Source organism: Actinoplanes sp. NPDC051494 (assembly GCF_044454705.1).
In the GTDB taxonomy this organism is placed as follows: domain Bacteria; phylum Actinomycetota; class Actinomycetes; order Mycobacteriales; family Micromonosporaceae; genus Actinoplanes.
The window spans coordinates 49,014-69,179 of the sequence record NZ_JBITDZ010000007.1; the positions used below are offsets into that span (position 1 = coordinate 49,014).

Annotated in this window: 18 protein-coding genes; 9 read left to right on the forward strand and 9 right to left on the reverse strand. The window is 71.9% G+C overall.

Translation table 11 applies throughout. The features are described 5' to 3' along the window. On the reverse strand, positions 1-336 hold the full coding sequence (locus tag ACIA6A_RS23750; protein WP_396100020.1) for a hypothetical protein: 336 nt from the start codon (positions 334-336) through the stop codon (positions 1-3). Next, positions 329-754 carry a YbaB/EbfC family nucleoid-associated protein gene (locus ACIA6A_RS23755; protein ID WP_396100021.1) on the reverse strand — a complete coding sequence of 142 codons (426 nt, stop codon included), beginning with the start codon at positions 752-754 and terminating at the stop codon, positions 329-331. Before ACIA6A_RS23755 ends, ACIA6A_RS23750 begins: the two co-directional genes overlap by 8 nt. A 109-nt stretch (positions 755-863) precedes the next feature. On the opposite strand from ACIA6A_RS23755, the gene ACIA6A_RS23760 reads away from it, so the two are divergent. The 5 genes from ACIA6A_RS23760 to ACIA6A_RS23780 all read left to right on the forward strand — a co-directional run bounded on the left by ACIA6A_RS23760 (position 864) and on the right by ACIA6A_RS23780 (position 7,282). Continuing rightward, positions 864-2,096 carry an SUKH-3 domain-containing protein gene (locus ACIA6A_RS23760; RefSeq protein ID WP_396100022.1) on the forward strand — a complete coding sequence of 411 codons (1,233 nt, stop codon included), beginning with the start codon at positions 864-866 and terminating at the stop codon, positions 2,094-2,096. Positions 2,097-2,125: 29 nt separating this feature from the next. Continuing rightward, the gene (locus tag ACIA6A_RS23765; protein ID WP_396100023.1) at positions 2,126-3,367 is read left to right on the forward strand and encodes an SUKH-3 domain-containing protein; all 1,242 of its coding nucleotides are present in this window, start codon (positions 2,126-2,128) and stop codon (positions 3,365-3,367) included. Between the two features lie 25 nt (positions 3,368-3,392). Then, a complete protein-coding gene (locus ACIA6A_RS23770) occupies positions 3,393-4,376 on the forward strand; it encodes a zinc-binding dehydrogenase (protein ID WP_396100024.1) in 984 nt (327 codons plus the stop codon). A 69-nt stretch (positions 4,377-4,445) separates the two neighbouring features. Further along, positions 4,446-6,587 carry an ArnT family glycosyltransferase gene (locus tag ACIA6A_RS23775; protein WP_396100025.1) on the forward strand — a complete coding sequence of 714 codons (2,142 nt, stop codon included), beginning with the start codon at positions 4,446-4,448 and terminating at the stop codon, positions 6,585-6,587. A gap of 77 nt (positions 6,588-6,664) precedes the next feature. Next, complete coding sequence (locus ACIA6A_RS23780; protein ID WP_396100026.1) at positions 6,665-7,282, forward strand: hypothetical protein; 618 nt, start codon at positions 6,665-6,667, stop codon at positions 7,280-7,282. Between the two features lie 5 nt (positions 7,283-7,287). Here the strand turns inward: ACIA6A_RS23780 and ACIA6A_RS23785 are convergent, their stop codons facing one another. Further along, positions 7,288-8,946: an FAD-binding dehydrogenase gene (locus tag ACIA6A_RS23785; RefSeq protein ID WP_396100027.1), complete on the reverse strand. Its 1,659-nt coding sequence runs from the start codon at positions 8,944-8,946 to the stop codon at positions 7,288-7,290. 83 nt (positions 8,947-9,029) lie between these two features. On the opposite strand from ACIA6A_RS23785, the gene ACIA6A_RS23790 reads away from it, so the two are divergent. The 3 genes from ACIA6A_RS23790 to ACIA6A_RS23800 are packed head-to-tail and all read left to right on the forward strand — an operon-like array spanning position 9,030 to position 10,816. Further along, entirely contained in the window at positions 9,030-10,139 is a 1,110-nt protein-coding gene (locus ACIA6A_RS23790) for a PucR family transcriptional regulator (protein WP_396100028.1), read from the forward strand. Between the two features lie 39 nt (positions 10,140-10,178). Further along, a complete protein-coding gene (locus ACIA6A_RS23795) occupies positions 10,179-10,511 on the forward strand; it encodes a hypothetical protein (protein ID WP_396100029.1) in 333 nt (110 codons plus the stop codon). Continuing rightward, positions 10,508-10,816 carry a TM2 domain-containing protein gene (locus ACIA6A_RS23800; RefSeq protein WP_396100030.1) on the forward strand — a complete coding sequence of 103 codons (309 nt, stop codon included), beginning with the start codon at positions 10,508-10,510 and terminating at the stop codon, positions 10,814-10,816. The genes ACIA6A_RS23795 and ACIA6A_RS23800 overlap by 4 nt, the downstream gene beginning before the upstream one ends. Before the next feature lie 33 nt (positions 10,817-10,849). On the opposite strand, the gene ACIA6A_RS23805 is transcribed toward ACIA6A_RS23800, so the two are convergent. The 4 genes from ACIA6A_RS23805 to ACIA6A_RS23820 form a co-directional block, all read right to left on the reverse strand. Next, a complete protein-coding gene (locus ACIA6A_RS23805; protein ID WP_396100031.1) occupies positions 10,850-13,573 on the reverse strand; it encodes a putative bifunctional diguanylate cyclase/phosphodiesterase in 2,724 nt (907 codons plus the stop codon). A 73-nt stretch (positions 13,574-13,646) separates the two neighbouring features. Further along, positions 13,647-14,273 carry an alpha/beta hydrolase gene (locus ACIA6A_RS23810; protein WP_396100032.1) on the reverse strand — a complete coding sequence of 209 codons (627 nt, stop codon included), beginning with the start codon at positions 14,271-14,273 and terminating at the stop codon, positions 13,647-13,649. Positions 14,274-14,326: 53 nt separating this feature from the next. Continuing rightward, the gene (locus tag ACIA6A_RS23815) at positions 14,327-14,800 is read right to left on the reverse strand and encodes a DUF1772 domain-containing protein (protein ID WP_396100033.1); all 474 of its coding nucleotides are present in this window, start codon (positions 14,798-14,800) and stop codon (positions 14,327-14,329) included. Between the two features lie 80 nt (positions 14,801-14,880). Continuing rightward, positions 14,881-16,476, reverse strand: coding sequence for a DNRLRE domain-containing protein (locus ACIA6A_RS23820; RefSeq protein ID WP_396100034.1), 1,596 nt, complete (start codon positions 16,474-16,476; stop codon positions 14,881-14,883). A 214-nt stretch (positions 16,477-16,690) separates the two neighbouring features. Between ACIA6A_RS23820 and ACIA6A_RS23825 the strand changes: the two genes are divergently transcribed. Continuing rightward, the gene (locus ACIA6A_RS23825; RefSeq protein ID WP_396100035.1) at positions 16,691-17,944 is read left to right on the forward strand and encodes a dipeptidase; all 1,254 of its coding nucleotides are present in this window, start codon (positions 16,691-16,693) and stop codon (positions 17,942-17,944) included. A gap of 62 nt (positions 17,945-18,006) precedes the next feature. Here ACIA6A_RS23825 and ACIA6A_RS23830 read toward each other — a convergent pair whose 3' ends face one another. Both ACIA6A_RS23830 and ACIA6A_RS23835 read right to left on the reverse strand, forming a co-directional pair. After that, a complete protein-coding gene (locus ACIA6A_RS23830; RefSeq protein ID WP_396100355.1) occupies positions 18,007-18,753 on the reverse strand; it encodes a response regulator in 747 nt (248 codons plus the stop codon). Next, positions 18,732-20,045 carry a histidine kinase gene (locus tag ACIA6A_RS23835; RefSeq protein WP_396100036.1) on the reverse strand — a complete coding sequence of 438 codons (1,314 nt, stop codon included), beginning with the start codon at positions 20,043-20,045 and terminating at the stop codon, positions 18,732-18,734. Before ACIA6A_RS23835 ends, ACIA6A_RS23830 begins: the two co-directional genes overlap by 22 nt. Between the last annotated feature and the right edge of the window lie 121 nt (positions 20,046-20,166).

Here is a 20,166-nt window from a genome sequence, read left to right on the forward strand (position 1 = left end):
TCAGTGCTTCTTGTACGCGTCGATCACGCGGGTGGAGGCTTCCGCGTCGGCGTGCAGGTTGTCGTTGACCGAGGCGACAGCCGCTTCGCCCAGGCCCTCCACGTACTCGGCGATCCTCAGCCAGGCCTCCATCAGCTTGGCCTCCATGGGGGCGTACTGCTGGTCGAAGGCGGCACCGATGTCGTCCATGCCCCACGGCTTCTGGCTGCTCGCGGCGATGATGTCCGCGCCGATGCCGTTGCGCCGGTCGACGAGGTCCTTGCCGGCCGCGGCGAGGTCGCGCCCGCCGGCGATGGCCCGTTGCGGGTCGAGGTACAGCTCGCCACCGTCAGGCATCCCGATCGTCCTCCTCGCGCATGATGCGGTCCTGCCGGGCGAGCAGCTTGCCGAAGTCCCCGTCGCGCAGGAACCCGGCCGCCGCGGAATCCGCCGGCATGTACTCCTTCATGATTTCCTGCACCTCGTCGGTGGTCCGGGCGACCGCTTTCTCGACGGTGGCGAGGATCGTGCGCGCCAGTTTGTCCTGGTCGCCCTCACGGTAGATGCCGCGGTCGAGCTTGAGGTCGATGAGCTGTCCGCGCGGCCCGACGGTCGCACGGACGAGGCCATCGGGCGATTCGACCGTAACGGCCATACTCGCCAACCGCTGCTGCAACTCGTCCATACCCGAGCGAAGCCGGTCATATTGCGCGCGCACGTCATCGAAGCGCGCTCGAAGCGCGTGATTCGCGTCGCGGTCAGCCGAATGCGGCACGGTCGTCCTCCCCCGGAACCCCTTGTTCGCCTGCTGGAGACTACCGGGCACCTCGATGCGGCGTTGTCCGGTAACTTCGGCAGCTCAAGGCAAGAGGGGGCGGCCAGACATGATCACGCGGGCGACGGCGGACGACATCGCCGTGGGCTGGGCCCACCGCGAGACACTGCGCCGGGGGTACGAATGCCGCCCGGTCGTGGAGGAGTTCGACCTCGGCTTCGCGGTGTGGATGCGACTGCCCGAGACCACGCTGACCGTCCCGGGCGAGGACGCGACCACGGTGATCGACCGCGAGACCGGCCGGCTGTCCCACTGGCCCAACGTGCCGGCCGAAGCGCTCGAGGAGCTCTACCGGCAGCGGCGCGCGGCCGTGGTCGACCCACCCCGCACGTCCGACGCCGAGGTGGAACTCAAACGAAACGCCCACCGCCGGGCCAGTCCTTCGGTCGCGGCGCACATCACCCTCGGCGGCAAGCTGTACATCGCCCGCGGCGCCAAGGGCGACCAGGACCTGAACCACCACCCGTTGGTGGCGGCCTGGCTGGCGGACGTCCCGGCCGGCCACCTGGTCCGCGGCGCGGAACGGCACGCCGAACTGCTGGTGCTCTCCGACGTCCTGCACGAGACCGACCGGATCCGCGCCGAGCAGGAGCAGCCACCGCTGAGCCTGGCGGAGGCCCGCAAGCTGATGCTGACGGCCCGCTTCGAGACGTTCCACATCCGCGAACCCGGTGACGTCCTGGGTGGCAAGCGTGCCGAGCCCTGCCCGTCCTGCAACGACGCCCTGATCAACATTGCCCTGGTGCCGTGGAAACAACGGATCATGAGCCAGGTCAAAAAGCTCGATTCCGGTACGGACCCCCAGCCCGGTCGCTTCCCGCCGGAGGTGGCCTGGGAACTGGCCGGGGGCGGCTGGAGAACGAGGCCAGGGCCGGACGCCGCGGCCCTGGTGCAGCGGGCCGAGTCGGTGCCCGGCCGGGAGCACCGGCTGACGGCGTTCCCCGCGGCGCTCGCGGCGCTCGCCGAGTTCGGCGGGGTCAGCCCGGACCGGTGGAGCCCCGGCATCGCCGAGCGGGTCCGGTGGTACTTCATCGGCATCGACACCTCGGTGGACCATCACGCGGACGCGCTGCACGAGCTCGGCACCATGATCGGCGCCCGTTTGTTCCCGATCGGCGCCGAGGGCTTCTCCGAATCGGTGCTCGCGATCGACGAGCACGGCCGGGTCTTCGCACTCGACCAGGGTGGCGAGTGGTTCATCGCCGACACCATGGACGAGGCTATGACCGCATTGCTGCTCGGCAGCCGCACCCACCGCATCCGCGACGACGGCACCTGGTAGGCCCTCATCCCGTACCCGAAGGAGTTCGAATGATCACCCGCGCCGACGCCGAGGACATCGCCGCAGGCTGGGCCCACGGCGAGTCGGTCCGGCGCGGCGTCGAGCACGTGCCCGTGGTCGACGAGTTCGACCTCGGATTCGTGGTGGCCAGCAACCCGGTCGAACGGCAACCTGGGGCGGCCCCCGACGGCGGCACCACCGTCATCGACCGGGAGACCGGCCGACTGTCGTACTGGCCCCGGGTACCGAACGCCGAGGTCCACCGGATGTACCGCGAACACCGCGACACCATCGTCGGCCCACCCAAGACCGCCGACGCCGAGGTCGAGCTACGCCGCAACGCGCACCGCCGCTCCACGCCGAACACCGCCGCCCACATCACCCTCAACGGACGACTCATCATCGCCCGCGGCGCCAAGGGCGACCAGGAATTCAGTTATCACCCCCTGATCGCCGACCGACTCGCCGCCATCGCGCACGGCCATAAAGTACGAGGCGCCGAACGCCACGCCGAGATCCTCGTGACCTCCGACGCACTGCACGAAGCCGATCACACCCGGGCCGCTGAAGGACTCGCACCGCTGACCGTCGACCAGGCCCGCGAACTGCTGGGCACCGCCCACCTCGAGACGTTCCAGATCCGCGAACCCGGCGACCCGCTCGGCGGCCGGCCCGTCACACCGTGCGAGACCTGCATCGAGGTGCTCACCCAACTGAGTCTGATCCCGCGGGCCGCGACCGGAGCGCTTTTCGAGCGGATCCCGCCGGCCCAGCCCAACCCGGTGCCCGACCGGTTCCCCGACGACATCGCCTCCGCTCTCCTCGACGCTCACTGGCGGCCGCAGCGGAAGCCCAACGTCGCCGCCGGCATGGTCGCGGTCATGACCGCTGACATCGTCGCGGTCGAGGGCAAAGAACATCGTCACGAGGGCTTCCCCGCAGCGTCCGCTGCCCTGGAATCCATCACGTTGCTGACCGCCGGCCGCTGCGGCCCAGGCATTGATCAACGGATCCGGTATTTCACCATCGACCCACGGGACGCTATGCACAGCGCGGACGTGTTGTACGAATTCGGCCAGGTCATCGGAGCACGGCTGTTCCCGATCGGCGCCGAGGCCGAGACCTCTTTTCTCACCGTCGACGAGCGGGGCCGGGTGTTCGCGCTGGACCAGGGTGGGGAATGGTTCATCGCTGAGACCTTCGACCAGGCGTTGATCACGTTGCTGACCGGTGGGTTCACGCCTCGGGTGCGGGACGACGGGACCTGGTGAGGGCGGGGGCGTGTTTGATGGGGGCATGCGTGCGTTTGTGATCACCGGGCCTGGGGCCGCTGCTGTGCAGGATGTCGGGGAGCCGGTTGCCGGGCCCGGGGATGTTGTGGTGGCGGTGGAGCGGGCCGGGGTGTGCGGCACCGATGCCGAGTTCTATTCGGGGCACATGACGTATCTGCATACCGGGCAGGCCGCGTACCCGGTCCGGATCGGGCATGAGTGGTGCGGGACGGTGGCCTCCGTGGGGGTGGGGGTTGATCCCGGGTGGGTCGGGAAGCGGGTCACCGGGGACACGATGCTCGGCTGCGGGCACTGTGCACGATGTCTGGGCGGGCGTCAGCATCTGTGTGCGGACCGGTTCGAGATCGGGATCCGGAACGGGTTTCCGGGGGCTCTCGCGCAGCTCATGGCCGTACCCGTGCGGTCGCTCTTTGTGCTTCCGGACAGTGTCGACGCGACGCTGGGGGCGCTGGTGGAGCCCGGGGCCAACGCCCTGCGGGCGGTGCGGGCCGCCGATCTGGCCCCGGGGCAGCGGGTGCTGGTGGCAGGGCCGGGGACGATCGGGTTGCTGGCCGCGATGATCGCGGAGGCTCAGGGGGCCGAGGTGCATCTGCTGGGTGAGCACGGGAGCGACCGCGTCTGGACCGCCGATGACCTTCCTGACCTGCGGTGGGACGCGGTGATCGACGCCTCCACGGGTACGGGTGTGCCGGCTCGGGCGGTCGATCTGGTCGAACCGGGCGGGCGGGTCGTGTTCATCGGGATCGCCGCGCATCCGAGCCCGGTCGACAGCCGGGCGCTGGTGCTCAAGGATGTCACCGCCACCGGGGTGCTCAGCGGGTCGGGCGGGCTGGCCGGGACGATCAAGCTGTACGCGTCCGGGGCGGTCGATCCGCGGCCGCTGGTCGCCGCGACCGTGGGTCTGGCCGACGCCGCGACGGTGCTCTCCGGGCAGCGCCTGCCGGGGTGGGGAACCGGGCCGAAGATCCATATCGACCCGCGGGAGTGATCCAGGCCTCACAGACGGCGCACAGAACGAACACAGAGCTCCCGTAGCCGTGGTCACGACGGTGGTGGCATGACGACGTTGATGGACCGTCCGGCCACCACCCCCGACGCGGCGCCGCCGCAGCACCGGCGCCGCGGACCCGGCTGGGAGAAGGTCGCGCTCGGTGTCCTGCTCCTCGGCACCGCCGTGCTCTACCTGTGGAACCTGTCCGCCTCCGGCTGGGGGAACAGCTTCTATGCGGCGGCGGCCCAGGCCGGTGCGCAGAGCTGGAAGGCGTGGCTGTTCGGCTCGCTCGACGCCGGCAACGCCATCACGGTGGACAAACCGCCCGCGGCGATGTGGGTGATGGGGCTGTCGGCGCGCATCTTCGGCGTGAACAGCTGGGCGATCCTCGCCCCGCAGGCGCTCATGGGCGTCGCCTCGGTCGCCCTGGTGTACGCGGCGGTCAAGCGCTGGTTCGGCCCGGTCGCGGGGCTGCTGGCCGGTACCGCTCTCGCGCTCACCCCGGTCGCGGTGCTGATGTTCCGCTACGACAACCCGGACGCGCTGCTGGTGCTGCTGATGACCGCCGGTGCGTACGCGACGGTCCGCGCGGTGGAGACGGCGTCGTGGAAGTGGCTGGCCCTGACCGGCACCCTGCTCGGTTTCGGGTTCCTGACGAAGATGATGCAGGCGTTCCTGGTGCTGCCCGCGTTCGCCCTGGTCTACCTCGTCGCCGCGCCGACCGGGCTCGGCAAGCGGATCCGGGACCTGCTGGTCGCCGGGCTCGCCATGACCGTGTCGGCCGGCTGGTACATCGCGCTGGTGTCACTGTGGCCGGCGTCGTCGCGGCCCTACATCGCCGGGTCCACCAACAACACGCTGTGGGAACTCGCACTGGGCTACAACGGTCTGGGCCGGATCCTCGGCGGGTCCGGCAACGGCGGCGGCGGGGGCGGCGGGGGCGGCGGTCAGAACACGAGCTTCGGCGGCGCCACCGGTATCGGCCGGCTGTTCGGGTCGTCGATGGGCCTGGAGATCTCCTGGCTGCTGCCGGCCGCCCTGCTCGGTATGGTCGCGGTCCTCGCCGCGACGTGGAAGGCGCCGCGCACCGACCGGGCCCGGGCCGCGGCCCTGCTCTGGGGCGGCTGGGTGCTGGTCACCGGCGTCACGTTCTCGTACATGAGCGGCACGATCCACCCGTACTACACGGTCGCGCTCGCCCCGGGCATCGCGGCGCTGGTCGCGGTCAGCGGACGGATCATGTGGCTGTACCGGGGCACGCTCGCGGCCCGGCTCACCCTGGCCGCGATGGTCGCCGGCACCGCGGTCTGGGCGTGGGTGCTGCTCGGCCGCAGCGACTGGCTCCCGGTGCTGCGCTGGGCCGCCCTCGCTGTCGGCGTTCTCGCGGCGCTGGTCCTGGCGGTCACGGCCCGGCCCGGCGACGCGGCCCGCCACGGCGGCCACCGCACGCTGCGGCTGCGCAAGGTCGCGGTGGTCGCGGTGCTGGCGGGGGTGCTGTCGGCCGGCGCGGGCAGCGCGGCCTGGGCGACGGCCACGGTGGGTGAGGCGCACACCGGCAGCATCCCGACGAGCGGCCCGGCGGGGGTCACCCGGAGTGGCATGGGTGGCGGCGGGGGCATGGGCGGCCCGGGCGGCGGCACCGGTGGTCCGGGCGGTCAGCGCCCCGGCGGCACATCGCAGGACGACACCGCGACGGGTACGCAGGATGGTGCCCCCACCGCCCCGGACAGCACCACCACACCGGACGGCACCACCACACAGGACGGCACCACCGCGGAAGGCGGCACGCAGGACGGCACCACCGCGGAAAGCGGCACGCAGGGCGGCGGGGGCCGGACGGGCGGCGGGATGGGTGGGCAGAGCACCAGCGCCGAGATGACCGCAGCGCTGAAGGCGACCACGACGACGTGGTCGGCGGCGGTCAGCGGGGCCACGTCCGCGGCGGACCTGGAGCTCGCCAGCGGCACCGCGGTCATCGCGCTCGGCGGCTGGAACGGCAGCGACCCCTCCCCCACCCTGGCGGAGTTCAAGGCCTACGTCGCGGCCGGGCAGATCACCTACTACATCTCCGGCGGCGGCATGGGCGGTGGCGGCGGTCAGGACAGCGGGACCACCGAGGCCTCGCAGATCGCCACCTGGGTCTCCGAGAACTACCCGTCCACCACGATCGGCAGCAGCACGGTCTACGACCTGACCGCCACCAGCTGACCGACCGGCGCACGGCGGCCCGCATCCGAGCGACGGATGCGGGCCGTTTTCCGCCTGAGCGCGGCTATCATCACGAGGTGCCCGCCTTGGACCGGATCGCGTGCGTCTTCCTGACCACCGCGGGCCTGCAGGTCGCCGGACTGTTCCTGGACCGCCGGCTGATCCCCTGGGCCGGCACCGCCGCGATCGCCGCCCTGCTCGCCGTGGCCTGGATGAGCCCGGCGCTCCCGGGGTCCGGGCCACGATGGTCGCGCTGGACCGCACTCGGCGGGCTGGCCCTGCTCACGGTGACCGCCGGTGTGGTCGACGCCCGCACCGACGGTTACGGCTGGCCGGCCGAACTCACCGAGGGCGACGCCGGTTCCCAGCTCGTGGAGGCGGCGCTCGTGACCGTGGCCGGCCGCGAGCCGGCGAACGTCGAGATGAACGTCGACGTGGCCCGGATCAGAGTTGCCGGCGAGGCCCACGGCGGGCGGACCGGCACCGCTGTGGCGTGGGCGGGCGTCGCAGCGGCGCCGCGGGCCGGCGCACTCCCGGCGGACGTCCCCGCCATCTGGGGCGAGGACACCGACTGGAAGCGGGCGGAATCGGCGCTGCTGGCGACGTTCCTGCTGCTCGGACTCACCATGCTGGTGACGTCACTGTTCCCGCGACCCCCGTCACCCGGGCTCGACGGTCGCGAGCTGCACTACTGACAGCCTCAGGCCAGGGCCGCGGCTGCCGCGCGGCCGGCGGTGCGGCCGGAGAAGATGCAGCCGCCCAGGAACGTTCCTTCCAGGGAGTTGTAGCCGTGCATGCCGCCGCCGCCGAAACCGGCTGCCTCGCCCGCCGCGTAGACGCCCGGCAGCGGGGTGCCGTCGGCTCGCAGGACGCGGGCGTCGAGGTCGGTCTGCAGGCCGCCGAGGGTCTTGCGGGTGAGGATGTTGAGCCGGACCGCGATCAGCGGGCCGGCCGCCGGGTCGAGCAGGCGGTGCGGGGCCGCCACCCGGACGATCTTGTCGCCGCGGTAGTGCCGGGCTCCGCGGATCGCCGTCATCTGGGCGTCCTTGCCGAACGGGTTGTCGACCTCGCGGTCGCGGGCCTCGATGATGCCGCGGACCGACGTCAGGTCCAGCGCCGGCCCACCGGACGCGGCGGCCAGCTTGTTCATGCCCTCGACCAGCTCCGGCAGGGTGGCCGCGACCACGAAGTCCTCGCCGTGCTGCTTGAACGCCTCGACCGGCGGGGTGGCCCCGGGGCGGATCCGGCCGAGGACCTGGCGCACGCTCTTGCCGGTCAGGTCCGGGTTCTGCTCGGAGCCCGAGAGCGCGAACTCCTTCTCGATGATCTTCTGGGTGAGGACGAACCAGCTGTACTCGTGGCCCGTACCCATCAGGTGTTTCAGGGTGCCCAGGGTGTCGAAGCCGGGGAACAGCGGCGCGGGCAGGCGGCGGCCGGTCGCGTCCAGCCACAGCGACGACGGGCCGGGCAGGATGCGGATGCCGTGGTCGGGCCAGATCGGGTCCCAGTTGCGCAGGCCCTCGGTGTAGTGCCACATCCGGTCCGGGTTGATGATCCGGCCGCCGGCGCGTTCGGTGATGCCCAGCATCCGGCCGTCCACGTGTGCCGGAACGCCGGTGACCATGGTCCTCGGCGGGGTGCCGAGCCGGGCCGGCCAGGCCGCCCGGACCAGGTCCTGGTTGCCACCGATGCCGCCGGAGGTCACGATCACGACCGGGGCCTCGTACGCGAAATCGGTGATCGCGGTCCGTGAACTGGGGGCGCCGCGCCGCACGTCGCTGGCCTCGAAGACCGTGCCGCGCACCCCGGTGACCGTGCCGGCGGTCACGACCAGGTCGTCGACCCGGTGCCGGAACCCGAACGTGACGAGACCCCGCTCGGCCGCGGCGCGCACCCGTCGCTCGAAGGGTGCCACCACGCCCGGCCCGGTCCCCCAGGTGATGTGGAAGCGGGGCACGGAGTTGCCGTGGCCGTCGGCGGCCGCACCGCCGCGCTCGGGCCAGCCGACCAGCGGGAACGAGCGGTGTCCCTGCTCATGCAGCCAGCCGCGCATCTCGCCGGCGGCGAAGTGCACGTAGGCCTCGGCCCACCTGCGGGGCCATTCGTCCTCGGGGCGGTCGAACGCGGCGCTGCCCAGCCAGTCCTGCCAGGCCAGATCGAAGGAGTCCTTGATGCCCATCCGGCGCTGCTCGGGCGTGTCGACCATGAACAGGCCGCCGAACGCCCAGAACGCCTGGCCACCGAGGCTCTGCTCCGGCTCCTGGTCGAGCAGCAGCACCGTACGCCCGGCATCGGTCAGCTCCGCGGTCGCGGCCAGCCCGGCCAGCCCCGCACCCACAACGATCACATCTGCGTCCACGGTCTCCAAAATAGGCACCGCAGTGCCAAAATGATCCTCCCGCACGTCACAAAAATGCCACGGCCTTAGCACCGGGATGACAAATGATCGCCGAGCTGCGACCGCAGATCAACGCCCGCCTGCTGCGCACCGTCCGCGCCGAGATGAGCGCCCAGGGCCGCTCCCTCACCGGCGGGCAGGGCCGCGGCCTCACTCTCGGCGTCGAGACCGCCGTCGACGCGTTCGTGCGCACCGTCACCGACCCGGACCACGACATGGCACCGCACCGCGCGGTCTTCGTCCGGCTCGGCCGCACCGAGTTCCGCGAGGGACACCGCGTCGACGCTCTGCGCGCGATCCTCACCGTCGGCGGCCGTGACCTCTGGGCGTTCCTCGTCGGACAAGATCTCAGACCCGAGATCCTGTACGCGCTGGCGTCCGCGCTGTTCGGTTTCGTCGACACCCTCGCCGGGGCCGCGGCCGAGGGTTACCTGGCCGAGCAGGAGGAACACGGCCGGGACTGGGACACCACCCGGCGCCGGCTGATCACCCTGCTGGTGCAGCCCGACCCGCCCGGCGGCGCGGTGCTGCAGGCCGCCGCGGACGCCGCGCGCTGGCCGCTGCCCGCCACCGTCGCGGTGCTCAGCGTCGACGGGACCGACGGCGCCCACCTCGCCCGGACCGCCGGGCACGGCACCATCGCCGCGGTCATCGACGACGCGACCCGGATGGTGGTGCCCGCCCCGCAGACCCCCGGGCGCCTCGTCCACCTCGAAGCGGTCCTCGCCGGCCGCCGGGCCGCCCTGGGCCCGGCCGTGCCGCTGGCCGCCGCCCGCGAGTCCTACCGCCTGTCCAGCCACGCGCTGCGGATCCTGCCGGGCACCGGGTTGCTGCGCTGCGAGGACCGGCTCTTCGACCTGGTCACGGCGTGGGAACCGGGCCTCATGGACCGGTATGCGGCCGGCTGGCTGAAACCCCTGGAAGCGTTGCGCCGCCCGGAGCTGGAGACGCTGCACGCCTGGCTCCGCGCCCAGGGGCAGGTGGTGGCCACGGCGGAAGCCCTGCACGCGCACCCGCAGACCGTCCGCTACCGGATGCGCAAGATCCGCCAGGTGGCCGGCGCCGCCCTCGACGACCCGGACACCCGCCTGCACCTCCAGCTCGCCCTGCACCACCGGCTGAATCGGATGGCACCCGGGCCGTCGGCCCGATAACGTCGCCGGATCATCCGCGACGACGACAAGGACCCGACTGTGGAATACCTCGGCCGTGTGCCCGACGACGAGTGGCCGGTGCTGCTGCGGGAGCACCTGGACCGCGCAGACACGTTCCGCCTCCACACGCCGGACGGCGAGGGTCCGCTGAGTGCGGGCCGCACCGAGTTCCAGGCCCTGCCCCGGGTCGAGGTGCGCCCCTGGACCGGCATGCGCGACGCGATCGAGATCGAGGGCCCGCTGACCCCGGCCGCGCGGGAGCTGTTCACCGCGTTCGAGTTCGGGGTCCTGTGGGACTACCAGCTCGTCCAGGACGGCACGGTCGTCCTCTCGGTCGGCGACTTCCACGACCTGCAGATCGAGCCGCGATGACGGTGCTCCCGGAGTGGGAACGGCTGCGGGTGCTGCGCGCCGAGGCCGAGTACGAGGCGGTTCGCAAGGAACCCCGGATCGCGTACGCGCTGTGGTGCGTGAGCGGCGTCTTCGGCGGGCACCGCTTCTATCTCGGTGACACCGCCCGGTCGTTCGCGATGCTGTACACGCTGGGCGGGCTCGGGGTGTGGGCACTGGCCGACGTGTTCGTCCTCGGCCGCCGGGTCCGGGCGGTCAACCGGGCCCGTCGAGCCACGATCATGGGCCGCTACGGCATCCTCGACAGCACGGTCGCCGATCGGTGACCGCCCCCACCCCCGCTAGGGCGTCCTAGGAGGCTAGGCCATGACGTGGTCGGGCAGCGGGGTGAGTCCCTCGTCGAGCAGGCGGGTGGCGTCGCCGGCCGGGAGCGGGCGGGACAGCAGGAAGCCCTGGGCCAGGTCGCAGCGCAGGTCGCGCAGCGTGGCCAGCTGGCGGGTGTCCTCGATGCCCTCGGCCACGGTGGTCATGCCGAGGCTGCGGCCGAGGCGGATGATCGTGGCGACCAGCGCCTCGTCCTGCGGCTCCCCCGGTGCGCCGGCGTCGCCGCTGAGGCGGTCCACGAACGAGCGGTCGATCTTGAGAATGTCCATCGGGTAGCGGCGCAGGTAGGCCAGTGACGAATAGCCCGTACCGAAATCGTCCATCGCCAGGGTGACGCCCAGCGCCTTGAGGCGGTGCAGCTGGGTGAGGTTCTCGTCGGTGTCGGTGAGCAGCACGCTCTCGGTCATCTCGAGACACAGCTGCCCGGCCGGCATGCCGGTCTCGGCCAGCACCTCGGCGACCGTCGCGGCCAGATCGCCGTGCTCGAACTGCCGGACCGAGACGTTGACCGCCATCTTGAGCGGCCGGGTGGTGCCGGCGCCCCACGCGACGGCCTGGCGGCAGGCCTCCGCGAGGACCCAGCGGCCCAGCGGGACGATCAGGCCGGTCGCCTCGGCGATACCGATGAAGTCGAGCGGGGAGACCAGCCCGCGGACCGGGTGCCGCCAGCGGACCAGGGCCTCGAGACCGACGATCGCATGGGTACGCAGGTCGACCGTCGGCTGGTAGTGCAGGGTCAGTTCCTCGCGGGCGAGCGCGACCCGCAGGTCCGCCTCCAGTTCGAGACGCTCGACGAGGCCGGCCAGCATCGCCGGGTCGTAGGCGGCCAGCGCGTCGCCGCCCGGCGCCTTCGCCCGGTACATGGCCAGGTCGGCGTTGCGGATGAGCTGGTCCACGTCCTCGGCGTCGGCCGCGCGGGCCAGGCCGATGCTGGCCGTGGTGCGCAGCTCGCGGCCGCCGACCAGGAACGGCTCGCGCAGGGTCGCGGCGATGCGCCCGGCGACCGCCTCGGCGTCGCGGCGGGCCGGATCCGACACGACGACCACGCCGAACTCGTCGCCGCCGATGCGCGCCACGGTGTCGTCCTCCCGGACCACCGCGCGGATCCGCTCCGCGACCTGCACGAGGAGCTGGTCGCCGGCGGCGTGGCCCAGGCTGTCGTTGATCTGTTTGAAGCCGTCCAGATCGAGGACCAGGATCGCGACCTCATCGGTACGGGTCCAGCCAGCGGCCGCCTCCTCCACCCGTACGTGGAACAACGCCCGGCTGGCGAGCCCGGTGAGACTGTCGTGATAAGCCTCGTGCACGAGGCGTTCCTGCAGTTCTTTCTGATCGTGCACGTCGCGGGTGTTGAGCACGAGCCCGTGGATGCCGGGGACGTCGAGCAGGTTGGTGACGGTCATCTCGGCGAGCCGGACCGTGTCGTCGCGGTGCCGCACGGGCAGTTCGAGGACCATCGCCCGGCCGGGTGCGCGCAGCGCCGCGGCGATCGCGGTGCCGAGCGCCGCCCGGCCGGCCGGCTCGACGAGGTCGGTGAGCCGGCGGCCGACGAGGTGCTCCGGGGTCCAGCCGAAGACCTTCTTCACCGAGTCGCTCTGGTACCGGATGGTCGAGTCGGCGTCGATGATCGCGACCGAGTCGGAGCTCTGCTGCACCAGGGCGCGGAAACGCGCCTCGCTGACGGTCAGCTGGGCCGAGCGGGCGCCGACCCGGTCCTCCAGGTCGCGGGTGAGGTGCCGGTTCTCCAGCAGGGTGAGCAGCTGGCGGACCACGATCAGCAGGATCAGCGCCGAGCGGGAGTACGAGTAGAAGGCGTCCGCCCGGCCCGCGACGGCGTAGAAGACGACGCTGCAGACCAGGGCGATGACCACGGCCGCGTACGGGACCAGCACGGCGAACGGCTGGGTGGCCAGGACCGGGTCGGGTCCCGCGGCCGGACCCGGGTCGGGGTGCAGCGCGGCGAGCAGGACCAGCGCGAAACAGAGGAACCAGCCGAGGTCGAGCAGCCCACCCGAGCTGTAGGTGCCGTGCAGGGTGAGGTACGCGTACGCGCTGTCGGCGACCCCGACCACCACCATGGCCGCACCGATGAGCATGAGCGGCCCGGAGTCCTGGCCCTGGCGGCGCAGCTGCGCCAGCGTGTACAGCACGACGGTGACCAGCACGACGTCGCCGAGCGGGTACGCCAGCAGCACGACCAGGCCCAGTGTGCTGTCCGAGCCGGCCTCGATCAGCGGGTGCAGCACCGCGATCCAGCTGATCAGCAGCAGCGAACAGGCGATCATCAGCCCGTCGACGATGCCGCGGACCCGATTGGCCAGCGACTGCCGGGCCACCGGGACGAACAGCAGGCCGAGCACGATCAGCGGCACCATGCCCAGGTATCCGAGGTCGGCGGGGCCCGGGGAGGACACCGCGTGCCCCTCGACGGACTCGGTCCACGCCCAGCTCGCCTCGCCGTACGCGTAGGAGAAGCAGCCGAGCCCGATGCCGGCCCAGGTGATGCCCATGCGGCCGCCGCGCCGGGCGGCCCGGGCGAGGGCGGCGCCACCGGCGGCGACCGTCATCAGCACCGACGCGATGTTGGAGACCAGCACCGTGACGGCCGAGCCGCCGGGCGCGAGCCACATGCACGCGGCGAACAGGGCGACGAGGAGCCCGACGAGGATCGTGCAGGGACTCCGGCGGAGGCCGGCCATCGAACGCCTCCCCACCCCGGTCCGAGGTGCCGGTCGGCACGTCTCGTCCCCCCGAGATCGGGCGGGCGCCCGGTCACCTGAGGGATTCGAGCCATTCGCGCAGGGCCGTCACGGCCGGGGCGGCCAGGCCGTGCCCGACCGGGTCGCGGCGGGCGGTGAGCGTCGCACCGCTCTCGTCGTGCAGGTAGGACCAGGTGCGGGCCTGCAGCTCGGGCGGGATCACCACGTCCTGGGAGCCGTGGGCCAGGAACACCGGGACACCGGCGAGGCGGTCCGGAGTGACCGGCACGCCCGCGTCGAACGGCAGCGTCCCGTAGAGCACGGCCGCGCCCGCGTACCGCGCCGGGTCGTCGAGCAGCAGGCCGCCCGCGAACGCCGCACCGCCGCTGAAGCCGACGAGGTGCACCGGGCGCCCGGCCGGGGCGACGCCGTCGAGCCAGGTGCGGAACCAGTCGAGCGTCGAGCGCAGGGACTCCGGCAGGGGGCGGCCGATGCCCCGGTTGGCGAACCAGGCGTAACCGGGACCCTCGGTGATCGGGGCTCGGACCGCGGCGTACACCGGACCGGCCGGGAGGTGGTCCGCGAGCGCGATGATCTCGTTCTCGTGCGAGCCGCGGCCGTGCAGCAGCACCACCAGCGGGGCGTCCGAGGCCAGGTCGCCACGGACGGCGACCTCGGGGGACGGGTACGCGTGCGCCATGATCAGTCCTTAGTTGAAGATGCAACCAACATGGTCACGGTACGCCGTACCGGTTAGTTGAAGCAACAACTGATTGTCCAGGAGGTGAACGACGCGGCGCACAGCCAGGTCCGGGCCGTGTTCCAGCGGACCCAGCGACCCTCGAACGCCGTGCGGACCGCCACCGGATCCGGCTGTCCCGCGGCGTCGAGGGCATTGTTCAACGGGACGCTGACACCGGCGGTGATCGCGACCTGCACGGCGTACAGGAAAAGTCCGGCGACGGCCGGGACCAGAACGCGGCGGTCTCCCCCGGCGGCGATCAGAATCGTGGCCGCCAGGCCGATGAGCAGGGCGCCCAGGAAGCAGAGCAGGAACCAGCCGTTGACGATCGCCCGGTTGATCCGCTGCATGACCTCGACGAACACCGCGTCCGCAGCGCCGCGCAGCGCCGGCATGACCGAAATCGAGTACGCATAGAACAGGCCGGCCATCAGGCCCGTGGTGATCGTCGCCGCGAGCAGGGCCGAGGTCCTCAGCGCATCCATGCCCGCCACAGTAACGACGACCGAGCCGCCCGGATGTCCCACCGGGCGGCTCGGTCGTCGGTCTCTCAGCGGCTGGCGCTTCAGCGGATCTTGACGTCGAAGATCTTGTCGGCGGCGAGGGTGCGGAACGCGGACAGCGCGGTCTTCGTGCTGTCGATGCTGATGTCGCGGTCACCCTGGTCGTCACGCTTGGTGTCGAAGTACACGACGGCCTTGATGTTCGGGCGCTTCTTCAGCTCCGGCAGGACGCTCTGGTAACCGGCCGACTTGTCGGCGGTCCTGCCGACCCGGTGGTAGACGCCCCACTCGGCGACCATGATCGGCTTCGCGGCGTGCTTGCTCGCGGCCCAGTCGTAGAAACCCTGGCCACCCGGCGCGGAACGGTCGAGCAGGTCACCGAACGCACCGTAGTGGTAGTAACCCTTCTCGGCACTGACGTACGAGTCCAGACCCATCCAGTCGACGACGTCGTCGCCCGGGTACAGGTCCTTCCACCACGACTGCGCCATCCACTTCTCGTTGCCCATGTAGGCCATGACGTTGATCGCGTTGGTGACACCCTTGGCGCGCAGCCGCTCGATCGTGTGGCGGTACATGGCCGCGAAGTCCCTGGCCTCCCAGCCGGAACCCTTGCCGGGCTTCACGTCGTTCTCCGGCTCGTGGTTGAGCGCGAGGAAGAACTTCTCCGGGAACGAGGACTTGATCCGGGCGGCGAACTTGTCGATGCGGGCGTCCTGGTCACCCTGGGCGACCTTGGCCCAGGACGAACCGTACGCGATCTTCCAGTTCAGCAGCAGCACGCGGGGCTTGGCGGCGTCGCGGGCCATCGCCATCTCGGACTTGGTCGGGAACGGCTCGTCACCCTTGTGGTACGTGTGGAAGATGCTGGCGGTGCGGCCGCTGAGCTTCTCCCAGTTCTTGAGCGCGGCGTCACGCGGCGCGTCGGTGAATCCACCGGCGGCGGCACCCCACAGGACACCGCACGACGGTACGAGCAGCTTGCCGGTCACACACTCGCCACCGGTGGCCGTCCCGGTCGCCGGCGGCGGGGGCGGCGGCATGTCCTCGTCCTCGATCGCCGGCGGGATGTCCTCCGCGGGCATGTCCGGGACCTCGGTGCTGGTGCCGACGAGCAGGACCGGGCCGGTGCCGGACTCCGTGGACCGGAAACGGGTGATCGAGGAGGCGTCGGACCGCAGCGCGAACGCGTACGTGCCGGGGCCGGTCACCGCCTTGCTCACGTCGAACGTCACCTCCGCGGCGTCCGCCCCCGGCGTGGCCGAGTCGACGACATCGCCCAGCTCGGGGGCGTTCGACGAGGTCAGCGACGACTCGGACCAGTCGGTGCCGGCGACCCGGTTCAGGGTCAGCTTGCCGGCCACGTCACCGACGGTGACCAGCTTGAGCCGGGCACCGGTGACCGGCGTACCGGCCGGGACGACGAAGCGCAGGAAGCCCAGCTTCACGTCCCGGTCCTCACGGCCCACGGAGAGTTTCGCCTCGGCGCCGAACGAAGCATCCTTACGACCGCTCGACACGTACGTGTCACCCGAGGCGGCCAGCTGCAGCTCCGAACCGGCGGCGGCAGCAGCACTCGCGCCGGCCATCGTGGCGCCGGCACCGGCAGCCAGGGCGGCCAGGGCGGTAACGGAAATCTTCAGCTTCGAGCGACGCAACTTTTGTCTCCCCCGCGTTGTCCAGCCGCTGACCGGCCGGGCATGAGAAGAGATTCCGGGGCGCCCGGTGCGCGGCACGGTCCCGAACGGGTGCACGCCGGTTGCGAACGGTCCTTTCGGCGCGACTTGAGGATTTCGCAGCCGGGGAATCCGGACTCCCGGGTGGTTCCGGTCATATGCTTCGCGCGCTGATCATCAACTGTCTGGAGGACCCGTGACCTCTGCCTCGCCCCCTGTGCCCTCCTCCCCCGCCACGTCGCCCGGTGCTTCTGGTGCCGGGGCCGCTGCTGTGGTCGGGGCCGCGCTGGCCGCGATGCCGGTGGTCGACGGGCACAACGACCTGCCGATGGCGCTGCGTGCGCGGGCCGGATACCGGGTGGCGGGCCTGGCCGCGGACCGGCCCGAGTTCCACACCGACATCGCCCGGCTGCGCGCGGGCGGGGTCGGCGGCCAGTTCTGGTCGGTGTACGTCCCCTCGGACCTCTCCGAACCCGACGCGGTCGTGGCGACCCTGGAACAGGTCGACGCCGTGTACCGGCTCGTCGCCGCGTACCCGCGGGACCTGGCCATCGCCCGGACCGCCGCGGAGGTCTCGGCGGCCATCGCCGGCGGCCGGATCGCGTCGTTGATCGGCATCGAGGGCGGGCACAGCCTCGCGTCGTCGCTGGGGGTGCTGCGCGCGTTCGCCCGCCTGGGGGTGCGGTACGTGACCCTCACCCACAACCACAACACGCCCTGGGCGGACTCGGCGGCGGACGTGGCCGCCGTGAACGGCCTCAACGACGAGGGCCGGGCGGTCGTCGCCGAGATGCAGCGCATCGGCGTCCTGCCGGACCTCTCCCACGTGGCCACCGCGACCATGCACGCGGTCCTGGACGTGGCCACCGCCCCGGTGATCTTCAGCCACTCGTCGGCCCGGGCGGTCACCGATCACCGCCGCAACGCCCCCGACGACGTCCTGGTACGCCTGCGCGCCAACGAAGGCGTGTGCATGGCCACGTTCGTCCCGTCGTTCGTCTCGGCCGCCGTCGCCGCCTGGGAAACCGCGGCGGACGCGGAATGGTCCCGCCTCGGCCTCGCCACCGACGAATGGCCCCGGGCACCGCGCCCCGGCGAGGAGATCGTGGCCGGAGCCCCGGGTCCGCGGCTCTGGAGCGACGAAGCCCCGGAATTCCGCCCCTGGCTGACGGCCAACCCCCGCCCGGAAGCCACGATCACCGACGTCGCGAACCACATCGACCACATCCGCGAGGTGGCCGGGGTGCAAAGTGTCGGCCTGGGCGGCGACTACGACGGCTGTGACCGGCTGCCGCTGGGACTCGAGGACGTCTCCGGGTATCCCCGCCTGCTCGACGAACTCGCGGGACGCGGCTGGTCCGCGCCGGACCTCGCCCAGCTCACCGGCGGCAACATCCTGCGGGTCCTGCGCGCGGCCGAGGACCACGCCACCGAGCCGATGCTCCCCTGAGCCCTCCCCCGGCTTCATGACAGGACCGCTTCATGGCAGGCCCGCGTCATGACAGGCCCGCGTCATGACAGGCCCGCGTCATGGACGAGCAGGGCCACCTGGACCCGGTTGTTCAGGTCGAGCTTCACCAGGAGCCGGGAGACATGCGCCTTGACCGTGGCCAGGCTCATGAACAACTCCTGGGATATCTCGGCGTTCGACCGGCCCTGACCGAGCGCGAGTGCGACGTCGCGCTCCCGCTCGCTCAGCACACCGAGCGTGGCCAGCGCCTGATTCCGATGGGGATGCGCGCCGGGACGAGCGGTGCCGGGAGCGGCCACATGGGCGATCAGCTGCCGGGTGACGGTGGGCGAGAGCATCGCCTCCCCGGCGGCGACCTTGCGCACGGCGTGCAGGATCTCCGCCGGCGGGGTGTCCTTGAGGAGGAACCCGCTCGCCCCGGCCCGCAGCGCCCGGAGCACGAACTCGTCGGCATCGAACGTGGTCAGCACGATGACCTCGGGCGACCCGTCCCGCCCCCGCAACGCCTCGGTGGCGGCGAGCCCGTCGACCCGCGGCATCCGGATGTCCATGAGAACGACATGCGGCCGGCTCGCCGCGACGGCCCCCGGGACCTCGAAGCCGTCAGCGGCCTCCCCGACGACCTCGACGTCCGCCGCCGTCGAGAGGATCATGGTCAGCCCGGCGCGCACCAGCGCGTCGTCGTCCACGATCAGCACCCGGATCGCGCCCGGCCGGTCACCGCTGGTCCGGTCACCGCTGGTCCGGTCACCGCTGGGCGGGGTTGTCAGGTGGGCCATGGCAGCCAGGCCTCGAGGACGAATTCGCCGTACGGGTCCCGGCCGTGGGACAGCGTGCCCCCGGCCAGGGTGGCGCGTTCGGTCAGTCCGATGAGACCGGTACCCGTACCCGGGATCACCAGCAGCGGCCTGCCCACCGGGGCCGGGTTGCGGATGTCGATGGTCAGCCCTGTTCCCGCCGACCCACCGACCGCGACCTGGACGGTGGTGCCGGGGGCGTGCTTGCGGGCGTTCGTCAGGCCTTCCTGGACGATCCGGTAGGCCGTGCGCCCCGTGCCCACCGGCATCCGCAGAGCCTGCTCGACCTCGACGTGCAGCGTGAGCTTCACCTTGGCTCCCGCGGCGCGGGACTCCTCGGCGAGCATGGGCAGCTCCGACAGCGTCGGCTGGGGGCGTTCCGGAGCCGACTCGTCCGCCGGCTCGCGCAGCACGGTGATCACCTCGCGGAGATCCTGCAGGGCCTGGTGCGCGCTGGCCCGGATCACCCCGGCCGCGCCGGCCACCGCGGTGTCGGCCACGCCGGGGTGGATCTCCAGAGCCCCGGCGTGCAGGCTCAGCAGCGAGATCCGATGGGCGAGCACGTCGTGCATCTCCCGGGCGATCCGGGTGCGCTCGAGCGTGCGGGCCTGGGAGACGCGCAGACGTTGCTCCGACTCCGCCCGCTGCGCCCGGTCGCGCAGGGAGACCACGAGCTGCCGGCGGGCCCTGACGATCATCCCCCAGAGCTGGATGACGATCACGAAGATGACGCTCCAGAGGAGGGACTCGAGGAACCCGGTGTCCTTCTCCGGCCGGAGCCAGCCGAACACGGCGGTGGACGCCATCGTGGCACCGGCCAACCACGCGGTCGCGGTGAAGCCCCGGTGGACCGCGAGCGTGAAGAGAGCGATCAGGCCGGCCACAGCGACGCTGATCGCGAACATGCCCAGCACCGCCCCCGCGATCGCGATCTGCACCGGCCACCTCCGCCGCCACCACAGCGCGACGGAGAGGGCGATGCCGACCGCCATGTCCGTCCAGATCAGCCACGGTGCCGTCCCCGCCCATCCCGGGATCATCGACGGCTGAGGACTCAGCAGGTCACCCATGCAGAGCACTGCCCAGCCGATGCTCAGCGTGAAGCAGAAGACGTCGATCATCCAGTCGCGACCCGAGCGCGGGCCCCGCGGACGGTCGGGCTCGTCGCGCAGGAACGCGGGAAGCAGGAAGGCGTACTCGGAGGCCGAACCGGGGCGCGAGGGGGTCGGACCTCCCGCCGTTTCCCCTGATGACCGGACCGTCGTGCCCGCCGCGTTTCCCATGCCCGCCATCGTAGGCACGGGCCGGCCGGGGCCGATACCGACCAAAGTCGATACCTTTGATAGACCAAGGTCGCACCGGCACAGACTCATGGCCGCTGCGGGCGGCCACCCGGCCCCGGCA

Coding starts and splice junctions, on each gene's coding strand:
- ACIA6A_RS23750 (WP_396100020.1), bottom strand. CDS start 336: ATGCCTGACGGTGGCGAGCTGTACCTCGACCCGCAACGGGCCATCGCC.
- ACIA6A_RS23815 (WP_396100033.1), bottom strand. CDS start 14,800: ATGGATGCGCTGAGGACCTCGGCCCTGCTCGCGGCGACGATCACCACG.
- ACIA6A_RS23805 (WP_396100031.1), bottom strand. CDS start 13,573: ATGGCCGGCCTCCGCCGGAGTCCCTGCACGATCCTCGTCGGGCTCCTC.
- ACIA6A_RS23760 (WP_396100022.1), top strand. CDS start 864: ATGATCACGCGGGCGACGGCGGACGACATCGCCGTGGGCTGGGCCCAC.
- ACIA6A_RS23800 (WP_396100030.1), top strand. CDS start 10,508: ATGACGGTGCTCCCGGAGTGGGAACGGCTGCGGGTGCTGCGCGCCGAG.
- ACIA6A_RS23835 (WP_396100036.1), bottom strand. CDS start 20,045: ATGGGAAACGCGGCGGGCACGACGGTCCGGTCATCAGGGGAAACGGCG.
- ACIA6A_RS23790 (WP_396100028.1), top strand. CDS start 9,030: ATGATCGCCGAGCTGCGACCGCAGATCAACGCCCGCCTGCTGCGCACC.
- ACIA6A_RS23765 (WP_396100023.1), top strand. CDS start 2,126: ATGATCACCCGCGCCGACGCCGAGGACATCGCCGCAGGCTGGGCCCAC.
- ACIA6A_RS23810 (WP_396100032.1), bottom strand. CDS start 14,273: ATGGCGCACGCGTACCCGTCCCCCGAGGTCGCCGTCCGTGGCGACCTG.
- ACIA6A_RS23770 (WP_396100024.1), top strand. CDS start 3,393: ATGCGTGCGTTTGTGATCACCGGGCCTGGGGCCGCTGCTGTGCAGGAT.
- ACIA6A_RS23775 (WP_396100025.1), top strand. CDS start 4,446: ATGACGACGTTGATGGACCGTCCGGCCACCACCCCCGACGCGGCGCCG.